Raw genomic sequence first — 20,145 nt, 5'->3', positions numbered from 1 at the left:
TGGTCGCCCGACGGCGCGCGGCTGGCCAGCGGGGGCGCCGACCGCACCGTTCGCCTCTGGGACGTCGCGGGCGCGACCGCCACCGATGTGCTGTACGGGCACGAAGCGGCCGTGCTCGACCTGGACTGGAATCCGAGCGGAGATCGGCTCGCGTCGGGGTCCAGCGACTGGATCGTGCGGATCTGGGCGCCGCGGGAGCGTGCGCTCGACGAGCTGTTCGTGGCCCACGACGCCGCGACGGTGGCCGTGGCCTGGTCCCACGACGGCGACCGGCTGGCCACCTGTAGCGAGGACCGGACGCTGAAGATCTGGTCGGTGCGGCCGTACCGCGCGGTGATCACCCAGCGCAGCCAGGACCAGGCGACCACGTCGGTGTCCTGGGCGCCCGACGACAGTCAGGTGGTCACCGGATCGGCCGACGGAACCCTGCGGGTCTGGAGCAGCGCGGTGACCCAGCTGCAGCACGACCGCTTGACCCGCGCCGTCGCGTGGGCCGCGGACGGACGGCGACTGGCCTCCGCGGCCTTCGACGGTTCGGTGAAGCTGTGGGACGTCCGCACCGGACGCGAGTTGACCACGTTCCTCGGCCACGAATCCGAGGCCGTCCATCTGCACTGGTCCCCGTCCGGGGGACTGCTGGCCAGCACCAGCCGAGACCAGACCATCCGGATCTGGGACTCCGCCGGTGGCGGCTGCCACCGCGTCTTGCGCGGTCACTCCGGGGTCGGTACCTGGGTGTCGTGGAGTCCGGGAGGCGACCGGCTGGCGACCGCCTCACGGGACTGCACCGTGCGGCTGTGGGACATGTCGGTCGACGAGCCCTCGCCGACGGTGCTGACCTTCGCCGACGGTGTCACCGCCACGGATTGGTCACGCGACGGCGGCCGCTTGGCCGTGGCGTTGCTGGACCGGACGGTCCGCGTCCTCGACGTGGCGGGACAGCGGGAGATCCTGGCGCTGGACGGACATCACGACGAAGTCTGGACCGCGGCGTGGTCGACCGACGCTACGCGGATCGCGACCGGATGCTTCGACGGTTACCTGCGGATCTGGGACGCCGCCTCGGGGGAGCTGCTGGCGAGCTTCGGCGTCGGCGACGACGCGGTCCAGGCGGTCGCCTGGTCGCCTCGGGAGCCGGGCTGGATCGCGGGGGCCACGCGCAGCGGCACGATCCGGCTCTGGTCGGTCGACGACCACCGGTCGCTGGCCGTGGTGCGGGGGCACAAGCAGCCGGTCTGGGGTCTGCATTGGCGCAGGGACGGCGAACAGCTGGCCACGAGCAGCGACGACGGTGAAATCCGGATCTGGGACTTCGGCAGGGATCTCGACTCCGTACCCGCCGTGGCGAACGCGATGGGATTGCGCGAACTCACCGTCGACGAGCGGCACCGGTTCCTCCTGCCCGCCCGGCAGGCCAACGGTCAGCCCGCCGCGTCTGCGTGATCGTGCGCGGGCCACGGATCGCCGTCCAACGCGTACGAGCGCAAGGCGCCGACGCCTTCGGGGATCTCGCCGACGACCGACACCCGGTGCAGCACGCGCTCCACCGGTCCGGTCAGATCGGCCGGCGGAGTGTGCGCCGTAGCCCGGTTGTCCCACATCGCGACGCTGCCCGCGTGCCACCGGTACCGCACGGTGAAGGCCGGGTCGGTGAGCTGTTCGAAGAGCATCGCCAGAAGGTGCCTGCTCTCCGCGCCGGTCAGGCCCAGAATGCGATGGGTGAACAATGGATTCACGAACAATGCCGACTCGCCGGTCTCCGGGTGCCTGCGCACCACCGGGTGGACCGCCGCCAGTGGGCGGGCGGCGACCGTGCGGTGATACCGGTCGTCGGATTCGGCGCTCTGGTAGCCGGCGAGGTAGCGATGTTCGGCCTCCAGCGTTTCGAGCATCGCCCGCACCGCCGGTGAGATGCCTCGGTAGGCGGCGACCAGGTTGCACCACTGGGTATCACCGCCGAAAGCCGGGACGGTCTGCGCGCGGAGGATGCCGATCGACGGCGGATTCACCACGGGCGTCAGATCGCTGTGCCAGGACGACAGCGGCGATGTCTGCGTCCGGCGCCGTTCGGCGGCGCTCTTGCCGTATTTCCGTTCGTTCGCGAGATTGTCGACGGTCAAGATCTCCGGAAAAGCCGACTCCGAGGTGTCGACCAGCGGGTGTGCCGCCGTCACCGGACCGAACCTGCGGGCGAATTCGATATGGCGGGCATGGTCGAGTTCTTGATCGGAGAAGAACAAGACCTTGTGTTCCAGCAGCGCGGCACGGAGGGAGGCTGTTTCCGAATCGGAAAGTCGAACCAGATCGATATCGGTGACTTCGGCCCCGACGTGGGTGGTCATTTTCGTGACGCGCATGGCTACCTCGGACGAGTGCGGGTCCGGCCAGAATACGGCAGAGCGGCAGTGCCGCAGCGCGATCTCGCCGCGCCGGTTTCGTTCGATTACGGCCGAATGGGCGTTATGGTGTTTCGCATGAATGCTTGGTTGTTGCGGGCCGTCGTGCTCGGCGCGCTGGTGGTGGCGTTGCGCGCCGGGCTCGGGTTCGCGATGGTGTACTGGCCGACGCACGGCGCGCTGATGCGGCTGCTGTGCCTGATCGTGCTGGTCGCGACCATCGCGGCCTGGGGTGTGCTGGACGGTCGCAGGGACCGCGTCGCGAGCGGGGACGCCGAACGCGGCGCCGATCTGACCATGTTGTGGCTGAAGGCCGCTGTCGTCGGTGGCGTCGGCAGCGGACTGGCGTCCTGGATCCTGGACCGGGTTCCCCGGTTCGATCTCGGCGACAACGGCTTGCTGTTCGAACTCACGGCGGGCGCGGCGTTCATCATCCTGCTGATCTTCGTGCCCGCGCTGGTCGGCGTCGGCGTCGGCCGGATGCTGGCCGAGCGGCAGAACGGCAAGGGGCGCTCCACGCCGCCGTCGCTGTACTCCGCCGCGGGCAGCGCGATCTGATCCGACGAAAAACGGCGCGCCCGAACCGGGCGCGCCGTTTCCGTGTGGCCGGTGCGGACTACAGCAGCACCGCACCGCCGCTCGGACTGTCCTCCCGGGCGATCGCCGAATAGGCGGCGGCCAGCAAGGTGGGATCGGGACCCTCCAGACGTCCTGGCTTGGCCAAGCCGTCGAGCACGACGAAGCGCAGCACGCCGGAGCGGGTCTTCTTGTCCGTCTGCATGGCGTCCAGCAGCTGGGGGAGCGCGTCGGCGTCGTAGCTGGTCGGCAGCCCGACGGCGGACAGGATCGCGCGATGCCGGTCGGCGGTGGCGTCATCGAGACGGCCCGCGAGCCGGCCGAGCTCGGCGGCGAACACCAGTCCGACGGAGACCGCGGCGCCGTGCCGCCACCGGTAGCGTTCGCGCCGCTCGATCGCGTGGCCGAGGGTGTGACCGTAGTTCAGGATCTCGCGAAGACTGGATTCCTTGAGATCGGCGGCGACGACGTCGGCTTTCACCTGGATCGCGCGGCGGATCAGCTCCGGCAGCACCTCGCCGGACGGGTCGATCGCGGCTTCCGGGTCGCGTTCCACCAGCTCCAGGATCACCGGGTCGGCGATGAAGCCGGCCTTGATGATCTCGGCCATGCCCGCGACGATCTCGTTGCGGGGCACTGTCTCCAAGGTGGCCAGATCGACCAGCACGGCGGCGGGTTCGTGGAAGCAGCCGACCAGATTCTTGCCCGCTTCGGTGTTGATGCCGGTCTTGCCGCCCACCGCCGCGTCGACCATCGCCAGCAGCGTGGTCGGCACGTGCACGATGCGCACGCCGCGCATCCAGGTGGCCGCGACGAAACCGGCCAGGTCGGTCGCCGCGCCGCCGCCGAGGCTGACCACGACGTCGTTGCGGGTCAAGCCGATGCGCCCGAGCACTTCCCAGCAGAATCCGGCGACGGCCAGGTCCTTGCCCGCCTCGGCGTCGGGGATCTCGATCCGGTGCGCGTCCAGGCCGGTGTCGGCCAGCGCCTTGCGCACCGCTTCGGCGGTCTCGGTCAGCGGCGGCTGATGGAAGATGGCTACGGTGCGCACGCCTTTGGTCGCGTTGTTCACCGACTCGACGAGTTCGCCGAGCAACCCGCGGCCGATGATCACCTGGTACGGGTCGGCGGTCCGGACTTCGAGACGACTCGGCTCTGTCACGTGGCTTGCTCCGATTCTGTTGTTGCTGTGGTCGACTGCTGCCGCGCCCGGGAACGGGCACGGCGTGCGCGGGCGCGCCGGGACCGGCTGCCCGCCGCAGGCTCCCCGCTGCCGGTCCCGCTCGCGGCGTCGGGTTCGCTGGTGACGCTCCTGCGGGCGCGGCGGGATCGGACGGTGGCGGTCACCGCCGATTCGCCCGCCGCGCCGGTCGCGGTGTCGGTGGTCTCGCGCTGATCGGCGTCCTTGCGCCGGGCCGCCGCTCTGGCCCTGGCGCGCCGGCGGGCTCGGGATCGGCTGCTGCCCTGCGGGATTCCGCTGGGCGGTGGCCGCAGGTCCGCGTCGGCCGGTTCGACCGGCTCCATCCCGAGCTTGGTCATGATCATCCGCACCACCCGGCCGGGGCTGCGGCCGTCGGTGCGGACCCGGACGGTGGCCACTTCCCGATACAGCGGCCTGCGGGTACGCATCAGCTCCCGGTACTTCGCGCCGGGGTCGGCGCCGTTGAGCAGTGGCCGCTGCGTGCTCGCGCCGGTGCGCCGAAGCCCCTCGGCGACGCTGATCTCCAGGTAGACGACGGTGCGGCCACGCAGGAGGTCCCTGGTGTTCGCCGACAGCACCGCGCCGCCGCCGAGCGAGACCACGCCGCGTTCGGCGAGGACCGCGCGGCGCACCACCCGCTCCTCGATCTTGCGGAATTCGGGCTCACCGTCTTCGGCGAAGATCTCCGGGATCGTGCGGCCGGTCTCCCGCTCGATGCCGGCATCGGTGTCGTACAGCTCCACCCCCAGTTCCCTGGCGAGCTTGCGGCCGATCGTGGATTTCCCCGCCCCCGGCGGTCCGACCAGCACCACGCGCGGGGCGCGCGGATCGGTCTGCACGATCATTGCGACCGACTGTCCGCATGCACGTGGGGGCGAGTGCTGATGCGCTCGAGGTAGCTGGTGATGTTATCGACGGTCTCGGTGAGCGAGTCGCCGCCGAACTTCTCCAGCGCGGCCTGCGCGACGACCAGCGCCACCATGGATTCGGCCACCACGCCCGCTGCGGGCACGGCGCACACGTCCGAACGCTGATGGATGGCGACGGCCTCGTCGCCGGTGGTCATGTCGACGGTGGACAGCGCGCGCGGCACCGTGGAGATCGGCTTCATGGCCGCGCGCACGCGCAGCGCCTCGCCGTTGGTCATGCCGCCTTCCAGGCCGCCGGCGCGGTTGGTCGAACGCAGCACGCCGTCGGGGCCGGGGCGCATCTCGTCGTGCGCCTGGCTGCCGCGGCGGCGCGCGGTCTCGAAACCGTCGCCCACCTCGACGCCTTTGATGGCCTGGATGCCCATCAGCGCGGCCGCCAAGCGCGCGTCCAGCCGGTTCTCGCCGCTGGTGAACGAGCCGAGGCCGACCGGAAGTCCCGCGACGACCACCTCGACCACGCCACCGAGGGTGTCGCCGTCCTTCTTGGCGGCCTCGATCTCCGCGATCATCGCGGCTTCGGCGTCCTTGTCGAACGCGCGCACGGGGCTCTCGTCCACCGCGGCGAGATCGGCGGCGGTCGGCACGATGCCGGAGGTGTTCTGCGCGGCGCCGATCGACACGACATGCGAGACGACCTCCGCGCCGAACGCCTGGCGCAGGAAATTGCGCGCGACGGTGCCCACCGCGACGCGCGCGGCGGTCTCCCTGGCGCTGGCGCGCTCGAGCACGTTGCGGGCGTCGTCGAAGTTGTACTTGAGCATGCCGGAGTAGTCGGCGTGTCCGGGCCGTGGCCGGGTCAGGGGTGCGTTGCGGGCCAGGTCGGCGAGCTCGGCCGGGTCGACCGGGTCGGCGGACATCACGGTGGTCCACTTCGGCCACTCGCTGTTGGCCACCTCGATGGCCACCGGGCCGCCCATCGTGCGCCCGTGCCGCACGCCACCGACGACGGTGACCTTGTCGGCCTCGAACTTCATCCGCGCGCCGCGACCGTAGCCGAGCCTGCGGCGCGCCAGCTGCGCGGAGATCTCGTCCGACGTCACCTCGACGCCTGCCACCATCCCTTCGAGGATGGCGACGAGAGCGGGACCATGGGATTCTCCGGCAGTTATCCAACGCAGCACATCGTTCATCTTCCCATGTCGACGCCGGTGCTCCGGAATGCGGCCCGCCGTGACGGCGCGCACGCCGGGGGTCGCGGCCCCGGCGCTCAGCGGGCTATGACGATGGGGCGATCCACCGCGCGCAGCAGCGCCTCACCCACCGAGCCGAACAGCAGCCGGTCCAGGGCCCCCCGGCCACGGTTGCCCACCACCAGCAGTTGTGCCTCCCGGGAGCGTTCCAGCAATCGCCGCTGCGGCCGGTCGCGAACGACCTCGCGCCGAATGGTCAGCTCCGGGTACCGCTCCTGCCAACCCGCCAGGGCGGTGGCGAGCAATGCCTCCTCGGTCCGGCGCGACGCGGCCCAATCGGTGCCGATCGCGGCCAGCGGTTCGACCTCGCCCCAGGTGTGCACCGCCACCAGGTCGACCCCGCGCAACGAGGCCTCGGCCGCCGCCACCCCGATGGCGGCCTGCTCGGCGGTGGAGCCGTCCACGCCGACGATCACCGGATCGGTGTTCGCCCTGTCCCACAGCGGCGTCTCAGCGGGCACCACCGCCACCGGGCAGTCGGCGTCCCTGGCGACGGCGCTGCTGACCGAGCCGAGCAGGACGCGCTGGACGCGGCCGATCCCGCGGGCGCCGACCACGAGCATCGCCGCGTTGCGCGATCGCTCGATGAGGGCGGTGGCGATGTGCGCGGTGCGGATCTCGGTGCCGATGGCGATGTCGCGCACCGCATGGGCGGCCGCCACCGCGGCGTTCGCGGCACGCTCGATCGCCTCGTCCGCCTCGCGCACCCGCAGCAATGCCGCAGGACGCGGCGGATCGTCGTCGGCCGAGCCGAGCGACGACTCGACGACGAGCGCGATGTGCAAGGGCGCGTCGTGCAGCGCGGCGGTCTGCGCGGCCCAGCGGACCGCGACGATCGATTGCTCGGAGCCGTCGGTTCCCGCGACGATCGGTCTGCGCGACGGGTGCGTCGGATTCACTGGGCGGCTCCTTCTGGACGCTGCATCGCTGGCGTGCGCATTCGGGGCAATTCGCCGAGGGGCCGCCGTCGAGCCCAGCTTCAGCGACTGCTCGGGAAGTCGATGCCCGTGATTGATGCTAGCGATCAATTGCGGAATATTTGCTGACTACGTGATCCCGGCCCGCTCAGTGCGCTCCCGGCGCCCAGGCCGCGAGGGCGAGCAAGGTCGCCAGGCACATCGAGGGCCCGTGTGGCACCACGGCGCGGTCCGGCCGGGGGCCCGCGCGGGCCGCTCGGCGCACCAGCAGCACGACGGCGGCCAGCGCCGTGAGGACCGGTGCGATGAGCGCGGCCGAGACCCAGCATTGCGCGCCGCCCAGCGCGGCGGCCGCGCCGAGACCCACGGCGAGCTTCACATCGCCGGCGCCCAAGGCGGCGGGCGTGGCCAAGTGCACGAGCAGATAGGGCGATGCGAGCAGTGCCGCGCCGCACATCGCGATCGTGAATTGCCCTGTGAGCGAGGCGAATCCGAAGATCATGGCGGCGCCCCAGCCGGTGAGGGCATTCGGGAGCCGCAAGGTTCGGATGTCGATGCAGCTCGCGACGATGCACCATGCCATGAGCGCGGCGAAACCGATCGATGACATGCCTCCAGGCTCGTTGCCCCCAGCCCGAGTTCGACGTGGCGCCGGCGAAATGTGCACAACTCCAGCGCAAGTGAAGATCCCGTGTATCAGAATTCGTCCACGCTGTCGGATCGTCGTCACCGGCGCGCGCGCGGGCCGGTGCCCATCCGGGACGGTCTCCGTGTTGCGCGCCAACGACCGCGTTCCGGCGGTAGCTTGGACGCATGTCTGCTGATCACGCAGGTCGGGGCCCGGACTATGCTGCGCGCCGCAGCGCGCTGCGCGGTCTGCTGATGGAGAACGAGGTCGACGCTCTGATAGTCACCGATCCGGTGAATATCAGATATCTGACCGGGTTCTGCGGAAAGGACTCCGCCCTGCTGGTGCATTCCTGGGACACCGGCAACGACGAGGAACGCACCGTGCTCGGAACCGACGGCTGCCACCGCGATCTGGTCGCCGTCCAGGCGCCCGGCCTGCGCGCCGAGATCGCGAGCGCCGCGGCGCGCCGGATCGTGGAGCTGGCCGGTGAGTGGCACGTCGGACGGGTCGGGTACGAGAGCCATGTGGTCACCGTCGAGCAGCATCGCCGCTTGGTCGAGTGGCGCACCGGCCTGGAGTTCGCGGCCACCGTCGGGCTGGTGGAGCAGTTGCGCATGGTCAAGGACTCGCACGAGGCCGCGCGCATACGCGCCGCCGCGGTCGCGTGCGACTCGGGCCTGCGCGCAGTACTCGAAGCAGGCGGAGTGCGGCCGGGGCGGACCGAACGGCAGGTGGCTCGCGATCTGGCGTGGGCGATGTTCGAGCACGGCGCGGAAACGGTCGCCGCGGCCACGGTCGCCACGGGGAAGAACTCCGCCGTCCCACGGCATCGTCCCGCCGACGTCACGCTCGGCGCGGGAGATCTGGTCGCGGTCCGGTGCGGCGCGGTCGTCGGGGACTACCACGCCGTGCTCACTCGCACGTTCGTCCTCGGCCGGGCCGAGCAGTGGCAGCGGGAGGCTCACGCGCTGGTCGCCGCCGCGCACGAGGCCGGGCGCGCGGCGCTGCGCCCCGGGGTGCCCGTGTCCGACGTGGACGCCGCGTCGCGGGCGGTCATCGAGGCGGCCGGGCACGGCAAATCGTTCGTGCACGGCCTCGGCCACGGGGTCGGCCTGCGGATCGACGAAGCGCCCGGAATCGCGAAAACCGGAACCGGTACACTTCTGTCTGGCGTGGCGGTGACCGTCGAACCAGGTGTGTACTTTCCCGGCCGCGGCGGCGTCCGGATCGAGGACACGCTCGTGGTGCGCGAAGGGGGCCCCGAGTTGCTCACCCACACCAGCACAGACCTGACCGTCGTCGACTGACGCCGGTCTGCCCGAGACCAAGCGGTAGAACGAGGAGATCCGAAGACAGTGGCGGACACCAGCGACTTCAAGAACGGCCTTGTGCTGAAGATCGACGGTCAGCTCCAGCAGATCATCGAGTTCCAGCACGTCAAGCCGGGCAAGGGCCCCGCGTTCGTGCGGACCAAGCTGAAGAACGTCGTGTCCGGCAAGGTGGTCGACAAGACCTTCAACGCCGGCGTGAAGGTGGAGACCGCCACCGTCGACCGCCGCGACATGACCTACCTGTACCACGACGGCTCCGACTACGTCTTCATGGACGGCGAGACCTTCGACCAGATCTCCATCTCCGAGGCCACCATCGGCGACGGCGCCCGCTTCCTGCTGGAGAACATGACCGTGCAGGTGTCGATGCACGAGGGCGCGCCGCTGTACGTCGAGCTGCCGGTCTCGATCGAGCTCGTGGTCCAGCACACCGACATCGGCCTGCAGGGTGACCGCTCCACCGGCGGCACCAAGCCCGCCACCCTGGAGACCGGCGCCGAGGTGCAGGTCCCGCTGTTCATCAACACCGGCGACAAGCTGCGCATCGACTCGCGTGACGGCAGCTACCTCGGCCGGGTCAACGCCTGAGCGCCGGGCCGTCCGATCCGGAATGATGTGACCGTGGCTGAACAGCCCGTGGACAAGAAGTCCACGTTCAAGAAGCTCGGCGCGCGGCACAAGGCCCGCCGCCGCGCGGTCGACCTGCTGTTCGAGGCGGAGGCCAGGGACGTCGACGCCGCCGACCTGCTCGACGAGCGCGCCGAACTGGCCACCCGCGACCAGTCGGTAGCGCCGGTGCACCCCTACACCCGCACCTTGGTCGAGGGCGTCGCCGACGATCTCGACCGGGTGGACGGGACCATCGAGTCCTACTTGCAGGACTGGACCCTGCCCCGGCTTCCGGCCGTGGATCGCGCGATTCTGCGCATCGCGGTGTGGGAGCTGTTCCACGCGAGCGACGTCCCCCCGGTCGTCGCCGTGGACGAGGCGGTGGAGCTGGCCAAAGAACTGTCCACCGACGACTCCCCGTCCTTCCTCAACGGCGTGCTCGGGCAGGTGGTCCTGGTGGCGCCGCAGGTGCGCGCCGCCGCGGCCGCGACCAGGGCCCCGCGACCGGAGCCCGAGGCGTGAACAAGTACCTCGTCCTGGCGATGCGCACCCCGCGCTTCGACACCGCCGTGATCGAGCCGCATCGGCAGTTCCTGCGATCGCTGCAGGATCGCGGGCAGTTACAGGAGAGCGGCCGCTTCACCGACGGCACCGGGGGCGCGTATGTCATCTACGCCGAAAGCCTCGCCGCCGCGCGGGAGATCGCGTTCACCGATCCGGTGCACACCACCGGCTCCTCGGAACTCACGATCTACGAATGGGAAGTCACGGCTCCGAACTGACTTCCCTCGGGCGTGGTTCCTGACGGATCGGCGCTCCAGTAGGGCGCTGATCGCTGCGCCCGGAGGACTTCTCCGCGAGACCGCGCGCATGGCTCCCGCTGGTGGGTGTACGGATGACCAGCGGGAGCACCGGAACCGATGGTTCCGCGCGGAGACCGAACCCGACGTGCGTTCGATCCGGCCTCGAAACGGCATCCTCGTACCTCGACCGCACTCGAGGTCAAGAGAGCCGGGCTTCTCGACCGCTAACCGGTCACCAGCAGTGCCGCGACCGCGCCCGCGGTGGCGACGGTGGCGAGCGCGAGGCCGGTCAGGACGAAACGCCGCATGGGCACCCGGACGCCGTGCGTGCGGCAGAACTCCAAGCACAGCAGCGTGGCGAGCGAGCCCCACGGCGTGACGATCGGACCGACATTGGTGCCGATCAGCAACGCGAGGAGCTGATCGCCGTTCTGCGCGGGGATCACCGCCTCGCCCGCGGTGTAGGCGGGCAAGTTGTTCGCGACATTGGACAGACCCGCGCCCGCCGCGGCGGCACGGAACGCGCCCGACGCACCGGAGTCGGCGCCGATCAAGGCATGCATCAAGTCACCGAGGCCGAACCGGCTCGAGGTGGGCACCACCAGGAACAACCCGACCACGAAGACGAGCAGCTGCCACGGGATGAGCGACAGTCGCAACGCGCCGCGATCGAACACGGCGAACGCCGCCAACGCGATGAGCGCCGCGACCGCCGCCGCGACACCGATCCGGTCGCCGACGACGGGGATCGCGCCGATGAACAGCAGGCAGGCCCCCGCCGTGGCGAAGAACAGCGAGCGCTCCCGGAAGTTCGCGGGCCGGATCGGCTCGGGCGGCACGTAGCGGTCGGTTTCCCTGCGGCCGCGCCGCCAGTACCACACCCATAGGCACGCCGTCGTCACGGCGATCGAAACCAACTGCGGCGCCCACATTCTCCCCGCGAAGCCGGTCGCGGTCAGCGCCACTCGGTCGGCGGCGAGCAGATTGGTGAGATTGGAGACCGGTAACAGCAGGCTCGCGGTGTTCGCCAGCCACAGGGTGGTCATGGCCAGCGGCAATGGCGGAATCCGAGCGGGTGCGGCGAGTGCCAGCATGACCGGGGCGATGAGCACGGCCGTGGTGTCGAGGTTCAACAGGATCGTGGTGGCGGAGGCGAACAGCACGCACAGGCCGAACAGCGCCGGGTAGTGGCCGCGACCCAGAATCGCCAGGCGATGGGCGATGGCGTCGAAGACCTTGGCCTGCCTGGTGAGTTCGGCCAGCACGATCACGGCGGCGAGAAACAGCAGCAGCGGGCCGATGCGGCGCATGTTCGCGGCGGCCTCGGCGCGGGGCAGCAGGCCCGTGAGCACACACAGCAGACCGACCGCGAGCAGGGCGAGCCGGATTCGATCCAGAAGGCTCAGCCGCCGCTCGGACCTGGTCGCGGGAGGGTTGCGTGCGGAGGAATCGACCAGTTCGGGCACGGGTGCCATCATGGCAGCCCTGCTGCGCGGGCACTTCCCGGCCGGGGCGAGCCGGAGCGGTTCTCGATTACCCATTGAACGTGCCGTTATGCAATGGTACGTTATTCGCGTCACACAGGTCGGACGTCGGCTCCGGCGCAAACCGATCCCATCGTTCGGGTGGGACGTTGCGCCCGACGCATTCTCGGTGTTCGTCCGCCACCGAAGCCAAGGATGTATTGCCCATGAGCATCGTCATCGGACTGGTATTTCTGTTCATCCTGGTCGGAGGCAGCCTACGGTCGGCCGAAGCCGGCTGTCAGAACACGTTGATGAACCACATGAAGAACATGTGGCTGTGCGCCGTGATCTCGTATGCCGTTGCGCTGACCGGCTTTTCGATCTTCCTGGCCCTGTCGTCGAAGACGCCGTGGCCCACGCTGGACGACGTGCGCGACATGCCGTGGTGGGCGCCGTTCGGCGGTCTGCTCGGCGGCGCGGCGGTGATGGGGATGATCGCCGTCGCCCGGCATGTCGGCGTGGCCACGTTCAGTGCGCTGGTGATCGTGGGCGAGATGGTGGTCGCCGTGATCATGGATCACTTCGGCCTCATGGGATTCGAGGAGCGCTCCGCCAGCCTTCCGCGTCTGGTGGCCTGCGGGCTGATCACGCTCGCGATCTACCTGATGGCCGACGAACCCGCGGGAAACGAACCCAGGGTCAGCGTCACCTGACGGCAAGACAGCCCCGCTGCCGGCCGCGCCATCCACTCTTCGCACTCTCCTGAGGACTTTCCATGACGGTTCAGACCGCCGAGAAGACCCGTGCCGCGCTGCCCCGCGCCACGATGGCACTCATCTTCGCGTTCATCCTGGTCGGCGGCGCGCTGCGCTCCGTAGAAGCCGGATGCCAGAACTCGCTGAAGCTCGCGTTGAAGAACGTCTGGCTGTGCGGCGTGATCTCCTACACCGTGGCCTTCACCGGCTTCGCGATCTTCCTGACCGTGGCGTTGCTGGTGTCCCGGAATCGGCCGTGGCCGACGAAGGCCGATATCCGGACCATGCCACGGTGGGCGCCGTTCGGCGGTCTGCTCGGTGGGGCCGCGATCCTGGCGATGATCTCCGTGGCCTCCGATGTGGGCGCCGGCACCTTCAACGCCCTGATCATCGCCGGGCAGATGTTCGGCGCGCTCGCCATCGACCACTTCGGGCTGATGGGGTTCCCGCGCCGTACGGTCAGCTCCAAGCGCGTCGTGGCCTGCGTCATGATCATCGCCGGGATCTATCTCATGGCGTCCTACTGAACCATTGCGCCGAGGCGCGTCCGGACCTGGTCGACAGCCAGGTGCTGAGAGACAGATAGGGTGACTATTGCAACGTTGCCTCGGTGAGGAGTAGGAGACATGGCTGCGAACGAGCTGACCGCCATCCGTTCTGCGCAGGAGGCGTGGGCGCTGTTCGACCGCCTCCCCGCGGCGCGGGTCGAGGACATCACGACGGGGCGCTGGCGCGGCGAGGAACTGGACACGGGCCATCCGATGGACGGCGTGCTGGTCGCCTCGGGCTGGTACGGCAAGCAGTTCGACGGACCCGACAGCGTGCATCCGTTGCTGTTCGCCTCGGGCGGAACGATATTCGCCGTCGATCCGCGCCGCGTCCCGGTCGCCTTGGCCGGACGGGTACCGCTGCCGGGCGTGCGCGCCGTGCGCAAGTTGCTGCCGATCCTGCGGCCAACGCTGCGCACCCGCAAATACACCGCGCGGCTGCGCGAGGTCGAATACCGCGGCGTGACAAGTGCCGCGATGGTCTACGACCATCTGCCGATCATCGATCACTTCCGCCGCGCCGACGACCACACCCTGCTCGGCGTGATGGATTTGCGCGGTATGGCCGAACCGTACTTCTTCCTGCTGCACAGGGACGTCGGCTGACGGTCGGCCGTCGCCGATCGGGTCCGGTACCGCCCCCGCCACACTAGGATTTGCGCAAACAGGCGGGATCTTGCGGCGATGTGGTGACCGAGGAGGCACAGTCGATGGAACGCACGACATGCCTGGTGGTCGGTGGGGGGCCAGCCGGAATGATCCTCGGGCTGTTGCTGGCCAGAGCCGGTGTCGAGGTGACGGTGCTGGAGAAGCACAAAGACTTCTTACGCGACTTCCGTGGCGACACCGTGCATCCCACCACCCTCGACCTGCTCGACGAACTGGGTCTCGGCGCGGAGTTCGCGAAACTGCCCGCGCGCAAGGTGGATCAGGTGCAACTGCCGATCGCGGGCGGTCTGCAGACATTGGCCACCCTGACGCATCTGCCGGGCAAGCACAAGTACATCGCCATGGTGCCGCAGTGGGATCTGCTGGATCTGCTCGCGCGGGCCGCGGCCGCCGAGCCCACCTTCCGGCTGCGGATGAACACCGAGGCCACCGATCTGGTCTGGGTCGACGGCAGGGTCGGTGGCGTCGCCTACCGGACCGCCGACGGCGCGGCCGGTTCGATCGAGGCCGACCTCACGGTGGCCTGCGACGGCCGCGGCTCGCTGCTGCGGTCGGCGGCCGGCTTGCCGGTCCGCAGGTGGTCGACTCCCATGGACGTCTGGTGGTTCCGCCTGCCGCGCACGGATATCGATCCCGTCGGCGCGTTGCCGATCGCCAGCGCCCGGCGGGTGGCGGTGCTGCTCGATCGCGGCGACTACTGGCAGTGCGCCACCCTGATCGCCAAAGGTGCCGACGAATCCGCCCGCCGGGGGCCGGTGCAGGAGATCATGCGCAGTCTGGCCGCGGCCGCGCCCTGGCTCTCCGACCGGATAGACGCCTTGACCAGCTGGGACCAGGTCCAGTTGCTGGAGGTGAGACTCGATCGGCTGACCAAGTGGTACACCAACGGCTTGCTCTGCCTCGGTGACGCCGCGCACGCGATGTCCCCGGCCGGTGGCGTCGGCATCAATCTGGCCGTCCAAGACGCCGTGGCCGCGGCCGCAATCCTCGCCCCGCCCCTGCTCTCGGGCACACTCGGCACCAGGCACCTGGCGAAGGTGCAGCGGCGGCGCCGCGTCCCGACCGTGGTGACGCAGGGAATACAGCGACTCCTGCACGCCTTCGCGATCGCCCCCGCCCTCGACGGACGCATGGACATCGCGAACTCCGCACGCGCACCGCTGCCGATCCGCGTCCTGCGGCGCGTTCCGGTTGTTCGCAGCGTGCCGACCTTCTTGCTCGCTCGCGGTGTCCTGCCCGAGCACGCCCCGTACTTCGCCCGGCGGTAGCGCTCAGGCCGGAGCGTCGGGGGACGACGTCGGCGCGGTGGCGATCCATCCCGCGACGACCGCGAGTCCCGTCGGGCGGTGCACGGCGAGGAAACCGAAGGGGCGGTCGAAGACCACCGAGACGACGGGCGCGTAGTCGTGCCGCAGCACCGCCGCCGCGGCGCGTAACGCGAAGGCCGTCACGGCGGCTGCCTCGAATCCTTCGTGGCTGAACCGCGCGAGCACTTCCTGTGCTCCGCGGCCGACGCACAACGGCTGCGGGGAGATCGCCGGGAAGTGACCGCGGGTGCAGTCGGTGGCGGCGTTCATGCCGAACAGGCCCGGGGCAGCGAGCAGATCGTGGGTGGAGCGAACCTCGAACGGCGGCAATTGGATGCGCAGTCGACCGGTATTGGGCACCACCGGTTCGGTACGCACGGTCAGCCCCGGTCCCGTTGTGCCGACCGGCAGTTCGGAGCGGATCGGCACATTGCCGGACAGCGCGGCCAAGCCCGTACCGAGCACGGCGCCAGGTGCCCCGGCGCCGAGCAGAAGGTGGACGTCGAGGTCGGCGACGCCTTCGACGACAACGCGCGTGACCGGTTCGGCCGCGTCGAGGATCGCGGCGTCGGTCAGGTCGCGGCTCGCGCGGGACAGCCCGGGTCCGCGGTGCCCGTGCCACGGACCGTTCTCGGGTGCCAGCGTCCCGACGTCGAAAGGCACCCGCCACCGGGTTTTCGCGACGAGAGCGGTGGCCAGCACCAGCAGCGTCTCGGGATCGACCGTCAGAGGGAAGCGGTCGATGAGCCCATCGGTGTGCCGGGCCGCCCAGCTGTCGAGTTCCGACTGCCCGGCCAACCGGGCGAGCACGCCATCGGGGAGCGCTTGCGACCAGGCCTCGTGCACGGGAAGATCGCGGCGCACCCACACGCCGAGTGCGGCCGACACCGCTTCCGCGCCCTCGAGGTCGCGCAGCAGCCGCAGCGCCCCGGCTCGCGCGTCCGCCGTGGGCACGCCGGTCGCGGTCGTCAGTTCGTCCCGCGCAGGACCGTCCGCCGCGGAGGCGAGCAGGGCGAGCAGCGGCCACACCCCGGCGCCGGAGACCACGAAGTCTCGTTCGCCCGCCGCCACGCACCACCGCGCGGTGAGCGCGTTGGCGGCGCCGACATGGGATTGCAGCGAAGTCCGCACGGGTCCACCCTAGTCACGGCACGCGGCCGCGCGTCGCTATCCGGACAAGGCCGAGCCCGGACGCAGCACGATCTTGCCCAGCACCGCCCTTTCCTCCAGCAGCCGATGCGCGCGGCTCGCCTGGTCCAGCGGCAGCACCGCCTCGACCAGCGGATCGAGCCCACCCGCCGCCGCGCGGGCCAGAACGGCGGTGCGCGCCGCAGCGACTCGGTTCAGCCAGTCCGGCCCCGCGCAGCCGGTGAAGGTGAGTCCGCGCATGAGCAGGTCGCTCGCCGACACCTGCGCGGGTGCTCCGGACAGCCATCCGTAGCCGAGCATCCGGCCGCGCAGGGGCGTCATGAGATCGAGCAGGCCGGAAGCGCTCGCACCGCCGATCGAATCGAACACCACGTCCACCGTTGCGCCGTCGAGGGTTTCGCGCAGTCGGGTGGTCCATTCCGGATCGTTGTGGTCGATCACCTCGTCGGCGCCCAGTTTGCGGGCGTGGGCGGTTTTGCCGGGGCCGCCCGCGGTCCCGATGACGCGCGCCGCCCCGAACTCTCTGGCCCATTGGGTCAGCGCGCTGCCGATGCCCGTGGCCGCGGCTTCGATCAAGATGGTTTCCACGCCGGTGAGCGCGGCGGTTTCCAGCAGAGGAATCGCCACCGATCCGTTCATCAGCACCGCGGCGGCGTCCACGAAGGACAGGCCGTCCGGAATGGGCACCACCGAATCGGCGGGGGCGGCGACGAAGTCGGCGTAGGCGCCGTAACCGCGCGTCGCCACGACGACCCGCTGTCCGATCAGCGCCGCATCGGCTCGCTCGCCGACCTCGGTGACGACCCCCGCGGCCTGGAAACCGAAAACCAGCGGCAGCGGCGCGCCGAGCGGGAACTCGCCGGAGCGCAGCTTGGTTTCGGGAAACAGCACGGGGATCGCCTCGGCGCGGACCACCACCTCGTCCGCGGCCGCCCGCGGCGCCGGAACATCCGCGGCGACCAGCACATCAGGGCTTCCGGTCGCCGTCATTACGATTGCCTGCATCATGAACTCCATAAGTTGACTGACGGTCCAATTGACTTCCCGATGATATGGACCGCCGGTCAACTTGTCTAGGAAAGCGAGTGCGATGGGCGACGGACGACCCAGGGAACGGGCGGACGCGGCGCGCAACCGGCGGGCGATACTGGACGCCACCTTCGCCCTGCTGGCCGAGCACGGCGCCGAAGCGATCACCATGGACCGCGTCGCGGCCGCCGCCGGAGTGGGCAAGGGCACGATCTTCCATCGCTTCGGCAGCCGTGCGGGGCTCTTGCACGAGATGGTCGCGCAGAGCGCGGTCGCGCTGATGGACGCGATCACCAGCGGTCCGCCGCCGCTCGGCCCCGGCGCGCCCGCGGGCGCCCGCCTGATCGCCTACTTCGACGCCATGGCGCGGCTGGTGATCGACAATGCGGAGCTGATGGCCGCCTATCGCACCGAGCCGCCGCACCCGCGAACGGCCGAGTTCCACGCGTTCTGGGACAACCACATCACCACGTTGCTGCGCGAAGCGCGTCCGGACCTGGACGCCGAAGTGGTCGGGCGGTTGCTGCTCGGCGCGCTGAGCGCCGAATGGGTACCGGCCATGGTGCGTGCGGGTGAGACCGAACGGCTACTGGCCGCGGTGCGCGAGCTGGTCGAGTCGGTGCTGCGCGCGCCGTGACGAATCGGGACGCTTTATTCCCGTGTGCTGGAAGAGGTTTCGATCTGTTCGTGTCGCGTGCCGATCAATCCCGCGACAGGATGGCCTCGAACCGTTCGTCGGCCCGGTCGAGCTGATCGAGGATGTGCTGCCGGACGTGTTCGGCCAGCGGTGTGTCCGGCCGGGTGACCAAGTCGCGGTACACATCGGTGAGCGGGCGGTACTTGGCGGCGAGTTTCGCCATCGCGGGGCCGGTGGCGTAGAGGATGCCGACGCCGTTGTCGGTGAAGTCGGAGAGCTTGATGACGCGGGCCCACGGGTCGCGGTCGAGATTCGTCGCGACATGCTCGCGGTACTGCGCCTGCCGGTCGCGCGCCGGATCCGGCTCGGGATTGGTCACCGCGGCGACGAGATCGGCCACTCGCGCACCGAACCGATCGGTGAGCGCGTCGAGCGCCGCGTCGACGGTGGGGCCGGGGCGATCGGCGGCCAGCTCGGCGGCATGGTCCTCGACCGAGTCGTGCAGCAGCCCCGCCGCGACCACGTCGGGATCGCGGACCTCGTAGTGGCTGATGATCCGAATCGACACGCGCAGCAGATGACTCAGGTACGGCTCCCGGCCGTAGCGATCGTCGCGATGCAGGTCGGCCGCGAGCTCCAGCGCGGCGGCCAGCCGCTGCGAGTCCGGCAACTCGGCGATTTCAAGCAGTAGTCGTTCGCGCAGCCCGGCCGCGCCGTAGACCTCGCTGATCGTGTGCAGCGGCATCACGGCCAAGACCCCCGCCCCTGGATTGCTCATGATGCCAGGCTAACCGGAGCGGGGGACACGTGGCGGACGACGATCACTCGGCCTTGGGTACCAAGGTGTTCTGCCGCGCGGCGACGTACCAGCGCTCGCCTTCCTTGACGAAGACGTACAGCGCGATCATGGCGTGATCGTGCTCGACGGGCTCGCCGTCCGGCGTGGTCGCCCATGCGCGCTTGTGCGCGATCGCGACGTCGGGACGCAGGAAGGTGATGTCGGCGATCTCATAGCGGGCGTACTGGTCGGCGAGGAATCCGGCCAGACCCCGGCGGCCGGCGTCGAGCAGCGCGTCGAATCCGGTGATCAGCGTGCCCGTCGCGTTGACGACGGCCGCGTTGGCGGTGAAATCCGCCGACAGCAGGTCGGCGTCATTGGTGTTGAAACCGGTCTCCGCGTTGGCGACGATCTGCCGGATCGCGGCGATGTCGGCGGAGTGGTCGACCGTCGTGTCCTCGACCGAGGGAGGTGTGGAAGCTGTCGTACTCATGCGACGAGCTTCCGACCCCAACAATGGTTCAGGTCAAGCCGGCGCGTCCGGCCGGGTCAGCGGACGCCGCGCGGCCGGTACTGGATGCTGATCCGCGGACCGGTGGGTTTGCGCGTCTTGGGCACCGCGTGCTCCCAGGTGCGTTGGCAAGAGCCGCCCATGACGAGTAGATCGCCGTGTCCGACCAGGTATCTGATGCTCGCGCCTCCGCCGCGGGGCCGCAGCAGCAAAGCCCTCGGCGCCCCGATCGACACGATCGCGACCATGGTGTCGTGGGTGGCGCCGCGCCCGATGTCGTCGCCGTGCCAGGCGACACTGTCGCGCCCGTCCCGGTAGTAGCACAGGCCCGCGGTGCGGAACGGCTCGCCGAGTTCGTGCCGATAGTGCTCGCTCAGCGCCGCGCGTGCGTCGGCCAGTGCCGGATCGGGCAGTGGTTCGTGCTCCGCGTAGAACCGCAGCAGCCTGGGCACGTCCACCACGCGGTCGTACATCGGCCTGCGCTCGGCTTTCCATGGCACGCGGTCGACCAGTCGGTCGAACAGCGCGTCGGCGCCGGAAAGCCAGCCGGGCAGCAGATCCACCCAGGCGCCGTGGTCGAGCACCGTGCGGCGCGCGTCGCGCAGCGGCCCGAGTTCGGTGTCGCCGAAACCGTCGAGCAGCGATCCCTGTAGCGGTGTGGACATGCGGCCGAGCCTACCGCCGTTCGAACGTATGTGCTAGCGGTTTTCGGT

The 20,145-nt window shown here is 70.1% G+C and carries 22 protein-coding genes and 1 pseudogene; 11 read left to right on the top strand and 12 right to left on the bottom strand.

The genetic code is table 11. The features are described 5' to 3' along the window. Positions 1-1,443, top strand: a 1,443-nt coding sequence (locus ACWDMM_RS08515; protein WP_449936714.1) for a WD40 repeat domain-containing protein, incomplete at its 5' end; no start/stop codon positions are given. On the opposite strand, the gene ACWDMM_RS08510 is transcribed toward ACWDMM_RS08515, so the two are convergent. After that, positions 1,422-2,357 carry a TauD/TfdA dioxygenase family protein gene (locus ACWDMM_RS08510; protein WP_195082331.1) on the bottom strand — a complete coding sequence of 312 codons (936 nt, stop codon included), beginning with the start codon at positions 2,355-2,357 and terminating at the stop codon, positions 1,422-1,424. The two genes, ACWDMM_RS08515 and ACWDMM_RS08510, sit on opposite strands and share 22 nt — an antisense overlap. Before the next feature lie 117 nt (positions 2,358-2,474). Here ACWDMM_RS08510 and ACWDMM_RS08505 point away from each other — a divergent pair, with 117 nt between their 5' ends. Beyond that, entirely contained in the window at positions 2,475-2,954 is a 480-nt protein-coding gene (locus tag ACWDMM_RS08505) for a B-4DMT family transporter (protein WP_323124416.1), read from the top strand. A gap of 58 nt (positions 2,955-3,012) precedes the next feature. On the opposite strand, the gene aroB is transcribed toward ACWDMM_RS08505, so the two are convergent. The 5 genes and pseudogenes from aroB to ACWDMM_RS08480 all read right to left on the bottom strand — a co-directional run bounded on the left by aroB (position 3,013) and on the right by ACWDMM_RS08480 (position 7,819). Then, positions 3,013-4,134: a 3-dehydroquinate synthase gene (aroB, locus tag ACWDMM_RS08500; protein WP_195082333.1), complete on the bottom strand. Its 1,122-nt coding sequence runs from the start codon at positions 4,132-4,134 to the stop codon at positions 3,013-3,015. A 365-nt stretch (positions 4,135-4,499) separates the two neighbouring features. Beyond that, positions 4,500-5,018, bottom strand: a pseudogene (locus ACWDMM_RS08495) (shikimate kinase); the annotation flags it as partial. Next, positions 5,015-6,223, bottom strand: coding sequence for a chorismate synthase (aroC, locus tag ACWDMM_RS08490; protein ID WP_195082410.1), 1,209 nt, complete (start codon positions 6,221-6,223; stop codon positions 5,015-5,017). The gene aroC and the pseudogene ACWDMM_RS08495, both read right to left, overlap by 4 nt. Before the next feature lie 86 nt (positions 6,224-6,309). Then, a complete protein-coding gene (locus tag ACWDMM_RS08485; RefSeq protein WP_449936709.1) occupies positions 6,310-7,191 on the bottom strand; it encodes a universal stress protein in 882 nt (293 codons plus the stop codon). Positions 7,192-7,357: 166 nt separating this feature from the next. Next, positions 7,358-7,819, bottom strand: coding sequence for a prepilin peptidase (locus ACWDMM_RS08480; RefSeq protein ID WP_195082336.1), 462 nt, complete (start codon positions 7,817-7,819; stop codon positions 7,358-7,360). A 203-nt stretch (positions 7,820-8,022) separates the two neighbouring features. Here ACWDMM_RS08480 and ACWDMM_RS08475 point away from each other — a divergent pair, with 203 nt between their 5' ends. From ACWDMM_RS08475 to ACWDMM_RS08460, 4 genes are read left to right on the top strand one after another with little or no spacing between them, the layout of a single operon-like run. Further along, the gene (locus tag ACWDMM_RS08475) at positions 8,023-9,147 is read left to right on the top strand and encodes a M24 family metallopeptidase (protein ID WP_195082337.1); all 1,125 of its coding nucleotides are present in this window, start codon (positions 8,023-8,025) and stop codon (positions 9,145-9,147) included. Positions 9,148-9,195: 48 nt separating this feature from the next. Then, positions 9,196-9,759, top strand: coding sequence for an elongation factor P (gene efp, locus ACWDMM_RS08470; protein WP_039798939.1), 564 nt, complete (start codon positions 9,196-9,198; stop codon positions 9,757-9,759). A 33-nt stretch (positions 9,760-9,792) separates the two neighbouring features. Next, on the top strand, positions 9,793-10,302 hold the full coding sequence (gene nusB, locus ACWDMM_RS08465; RefSeq protein ID WP_449936707.1) for a transcription antitermination factor NusB: 510 nt from the start codon (positions 9,793-9,795) through the stop codon (positions 10,300-10,302). Further along, positions 10,299-10,562, top strand: coding sequence for a YciI family protein (locus ACWDMM_RS08460; protein WP_323124415.1), 264 nt, complete (start codon positions 10,299-10,301; stop codon positions 10,560-10,562). The genes nusB and ACWDMM_RS08460 overlap by 4 nt, the downstream gene beginning before the upstream one ends. A gap of 245 nt (positions 10,563-10,807) precedes the next feature. On the opposite strand, the gene ACWDMM_RS08455 is transcribed toward ACWDMM_RS08460, so the two are convergent. Beyond that, positions 10,808-12,058, bottom strand: coding sequence for an ArsB/NhaD family transporter (locus ACWDMM_RS08455; protein ID WP_357110435.1), 1,251 nt, complete (start codon positions 12,056-12,058; stop codon positions 10,808-10,810). 215 nt (positions 12,059-12,273) lie between these two features. On the opposite strand from ACWDMM_RS08455, the gene ACWDMM_RS08450 reads away from it, so the two are divergent. The 4 genes from ACWDMM_RS08450 (at position 12,274) to ACWDMM_RS08435 (ending at position 15,289) form a co-directional block, all read left to right on the top strand. Next, positions 12,274-12,762 carry a DMT family transporter gene (locus tag ACWDMM_RS08450; RefSeq protein WP_357110350.1) on the top strand — a complete coding sequence of 163 codons (489 nt, stop codon included), beginning with the start codon at positions 12,274-12,276 and terminating at the stop codon, positions 12,760-12,762. A 62-nt stretch (positions 12,763-12,824) separates the two neighbouring features. Continuing rightward, positions 12,825-13,331, top strand: coding sequence for a DMT family transporter (locus ACWDMM_RS08445; protein ID WP_195082341.1), 507 nt, complete (start codon positions 12,825-12,827; stop codon positions 13,329-13,331). 99 nt (positions 13,332-13,430) lie between these two features. Then, positions 13,431-13,958, top strand: coding sequence for a DUF4334 domain-containing protein (locus ACWDMM_RS08440; protein ID WP_195082342.1), 528 nt, complete (start codon positions 13,431-13,433; stop codon positions 13,956-13,958). Between the two features lie 104 nt (positions 13,959-14,062). Then, complete coding sequence (locus ACWDMM_RS08435) at positions 14,063-15,289, top strand: FAD-dependent oxidoreductase (protein ID WP_195082343.1); 1,227 nt, start codon at positions 14,063-14,065, stop codon at positions 15,287-15,289. 3 nt (positions 15,290-15,292) lie between these two features. Here ACWDMM_RS08435 and ACWDMM_RS08430 read toward each other — a convergent pair whose 3' ends face one another. Next, positions 15,293-16,459, bottom strand: a complete 1,167-nt coding sequence (locus tag ACWDMM_RS08430; RefSeq protein WP_195082344.1) for a serpin family protein — start codon at positions 16,457-16,459, stop codon at positions 15,293-15,295. 36 nt (positions 16,460-16,495) lie between these two features. Next, positions 16,496-17,482, bottom strand: coding sequence for a quinone oxidoreductase family protein (locus ACWDMM_RS08425; RefSeq protein ID WP_357110355.1), 987 nt, complete (start codon positions 17,480-17,482; stop codon positions 16,496-16,498). A gap of 85 nt (positions 17,483-17,567) precedes the next feature. On the opposite strand from ACWDMM_RS08425, the gene ACWDMM_RS08420 reads away from it, so the two are divergent. After that, positions 17,568-18,143, top strand: coding sequence for a TetR/AcrR family transcriptional regulator (locus tag ACWDMM_RS08420; RefSeq protein ID WP_195082345.1), 576 nt, complete (start codon positions 17,568-17,570; stop codon positions 18,141-18,143). A gap of 64 nt (positions 18,144-18,207) precedes the next feature. Here the strand turns inward: ACWDMM_RS08420 and ACWDMM_RS08415 are convergent, their stop codons facing one another. From ACWDMM_RS08415 to ACWDMM_RS08405, 3 genes are read right to left on the bottom strand one after another with little or no spacing between them, the layout of a single operon-like run. Beyond that, positions 18,208-18,921 (bottom strand): HD domain-containing protein, encoded by a 714-nt coding sequence (locus tag ACWDMM_RS08415; RefSeq protein WP_195082346.1) that lies wholly within the window; start codon positions 18,919-18,921, stop codon positions 18,208-18,210. A gap of 43 nt (positions 18,922-18,964) precedes the next feature. Next, positions 18,965-19,414, bottom strand: a complete 450-nt coding sequence (locus ACWDMM_RS08410; RefSeq protein WP_195082347.1) for an SgcJ/EcaC family oxidoreductase — start codon at positions 19,412-19,414, stop codon at positions 18,965-18,967. Positions 19,415-19,470: 56 nt separating this feature from the next. Beyond that, complete coding sequence (locus ACWDMM_RS08405; protein ID WP_449936702.1) at positions 19,471-20,097, bottom strand: alpha-ketoglutarate-dependent dioxygenase AlkB; 627 nt, start codon at positions 20,095-20,097, stop codon at positions 19,471-19,473. Between the last annotated feature and the right edge of the window lie 48 nt (positions 20,098-20,145).

It is taken from the genome of Nocardia sp. NPDC003726 (assembly GCF_053586955.1).
This window is presented reverse-complemented; position numbering and strand designations above follow the sequence as displayed.

Bases quoted from the DNA above. Each gene is read 5' to 3' on its own strand.
- ACWDMM_RS08510 (WP_195082331.1), bottom strand. From the start codon at position 2,357: ATGCGCGTCACGAAAATGACCACCCACGTCGGGGCCGAAGTCACCGAT.
- ACWDMM_RS08505 (WP_323124416.1), top strand. From the start codon at position 2,475: ATGAATGCTTGGTTGTTGCGGGCCGTCGTGCTCGGCGCGCTGGTGGTG.
- ACWDMM_RS08480 (WP_195082336.1), bottom strand. From the start codon at position 7,819: ATGTCATCGATCGGTTTCGCCGCGCTCATGGCATGGTGCATCGTCGCG.
- ACWDMM_RS08475 (WP_195082337.1), top strand. From the start codon at position 8,023: ATGTCTGCTGATCACGCAGGTCGGGGCCCGGACTATGCTGCGCGCCGC.
- ACWDMM_RS08455 (WP_357110435.1), bottom strand. From the start codon at position 12,058: ATGGCACCCGTGCCCGAACTGGTCGATTCCTCCGCACGCAACCCTCCC.
- ACWDMM_RS08450 (WP_357110350.1), top strand. From the start codon at position 12,274: ATGAGCATCGTCATCGGACTGGTATTTCTGTTCATCCTGGTCGGAGGC.
- ACWDMM_RS08445 (WP_195082341.1), top strand. From the start codon at position 12,825: ATGACGGTTCAGACCGCCGAGAAGACCCGTGCCGCGCTGCCCCGCGCC.
- ACWDMM_RS08440 (WP_195082342.1), top strand. From the start codon at position 13,431: ATGGCTGCGAACGAGCTGACCGCCATCCGTTCTGCGCAGGAGGCGTGG.
- ACWDMM_RS08435 (WP_195082343.1), top strand. From the start codon at position 14,063: ATGGAACGCACGACATGCCTGGTGGTCGGTGGGGGGCCAGCCGGAATG.
- ACWDMM_RS08425 (WP_357110355.1), bottom strand. From the start codon at position 17,482: ATGCAGGCAATCGTAATGACGGCGACCGGAAGCCCTGATGTGCTGGTC.
- ACWDMM_RS08420 (WP_195082345.1), top strand. From the start codon at position 17,568: ATGGGCGACGGACGACCCAGGGAACGGGCGGACGCGGCGCGCAACCGG.
- ACWDMM_RS08415 (WP_195082346.1), bottom strand. From the start codon at position 18,921: ATGAGCAATCCAGGGGCGGGGGTCTTGGCCGTGATGCCGCTGCACACG.
- ACWDMM_RS08410 (WP_195082347.1), bottom strand. From the start codon at position 19,414: ATGAGTACGACAGCTTCCACACCTCCCTCGGTCGAGGACACGACGGTC.
- ACWDMM_RS08405 (WP_449936702.1), bottom strand. From the start codon at position 20,097: ATGTCCACACCGCTACAGGGATCGCTGCTCGACGGTTTCGGCGACACC.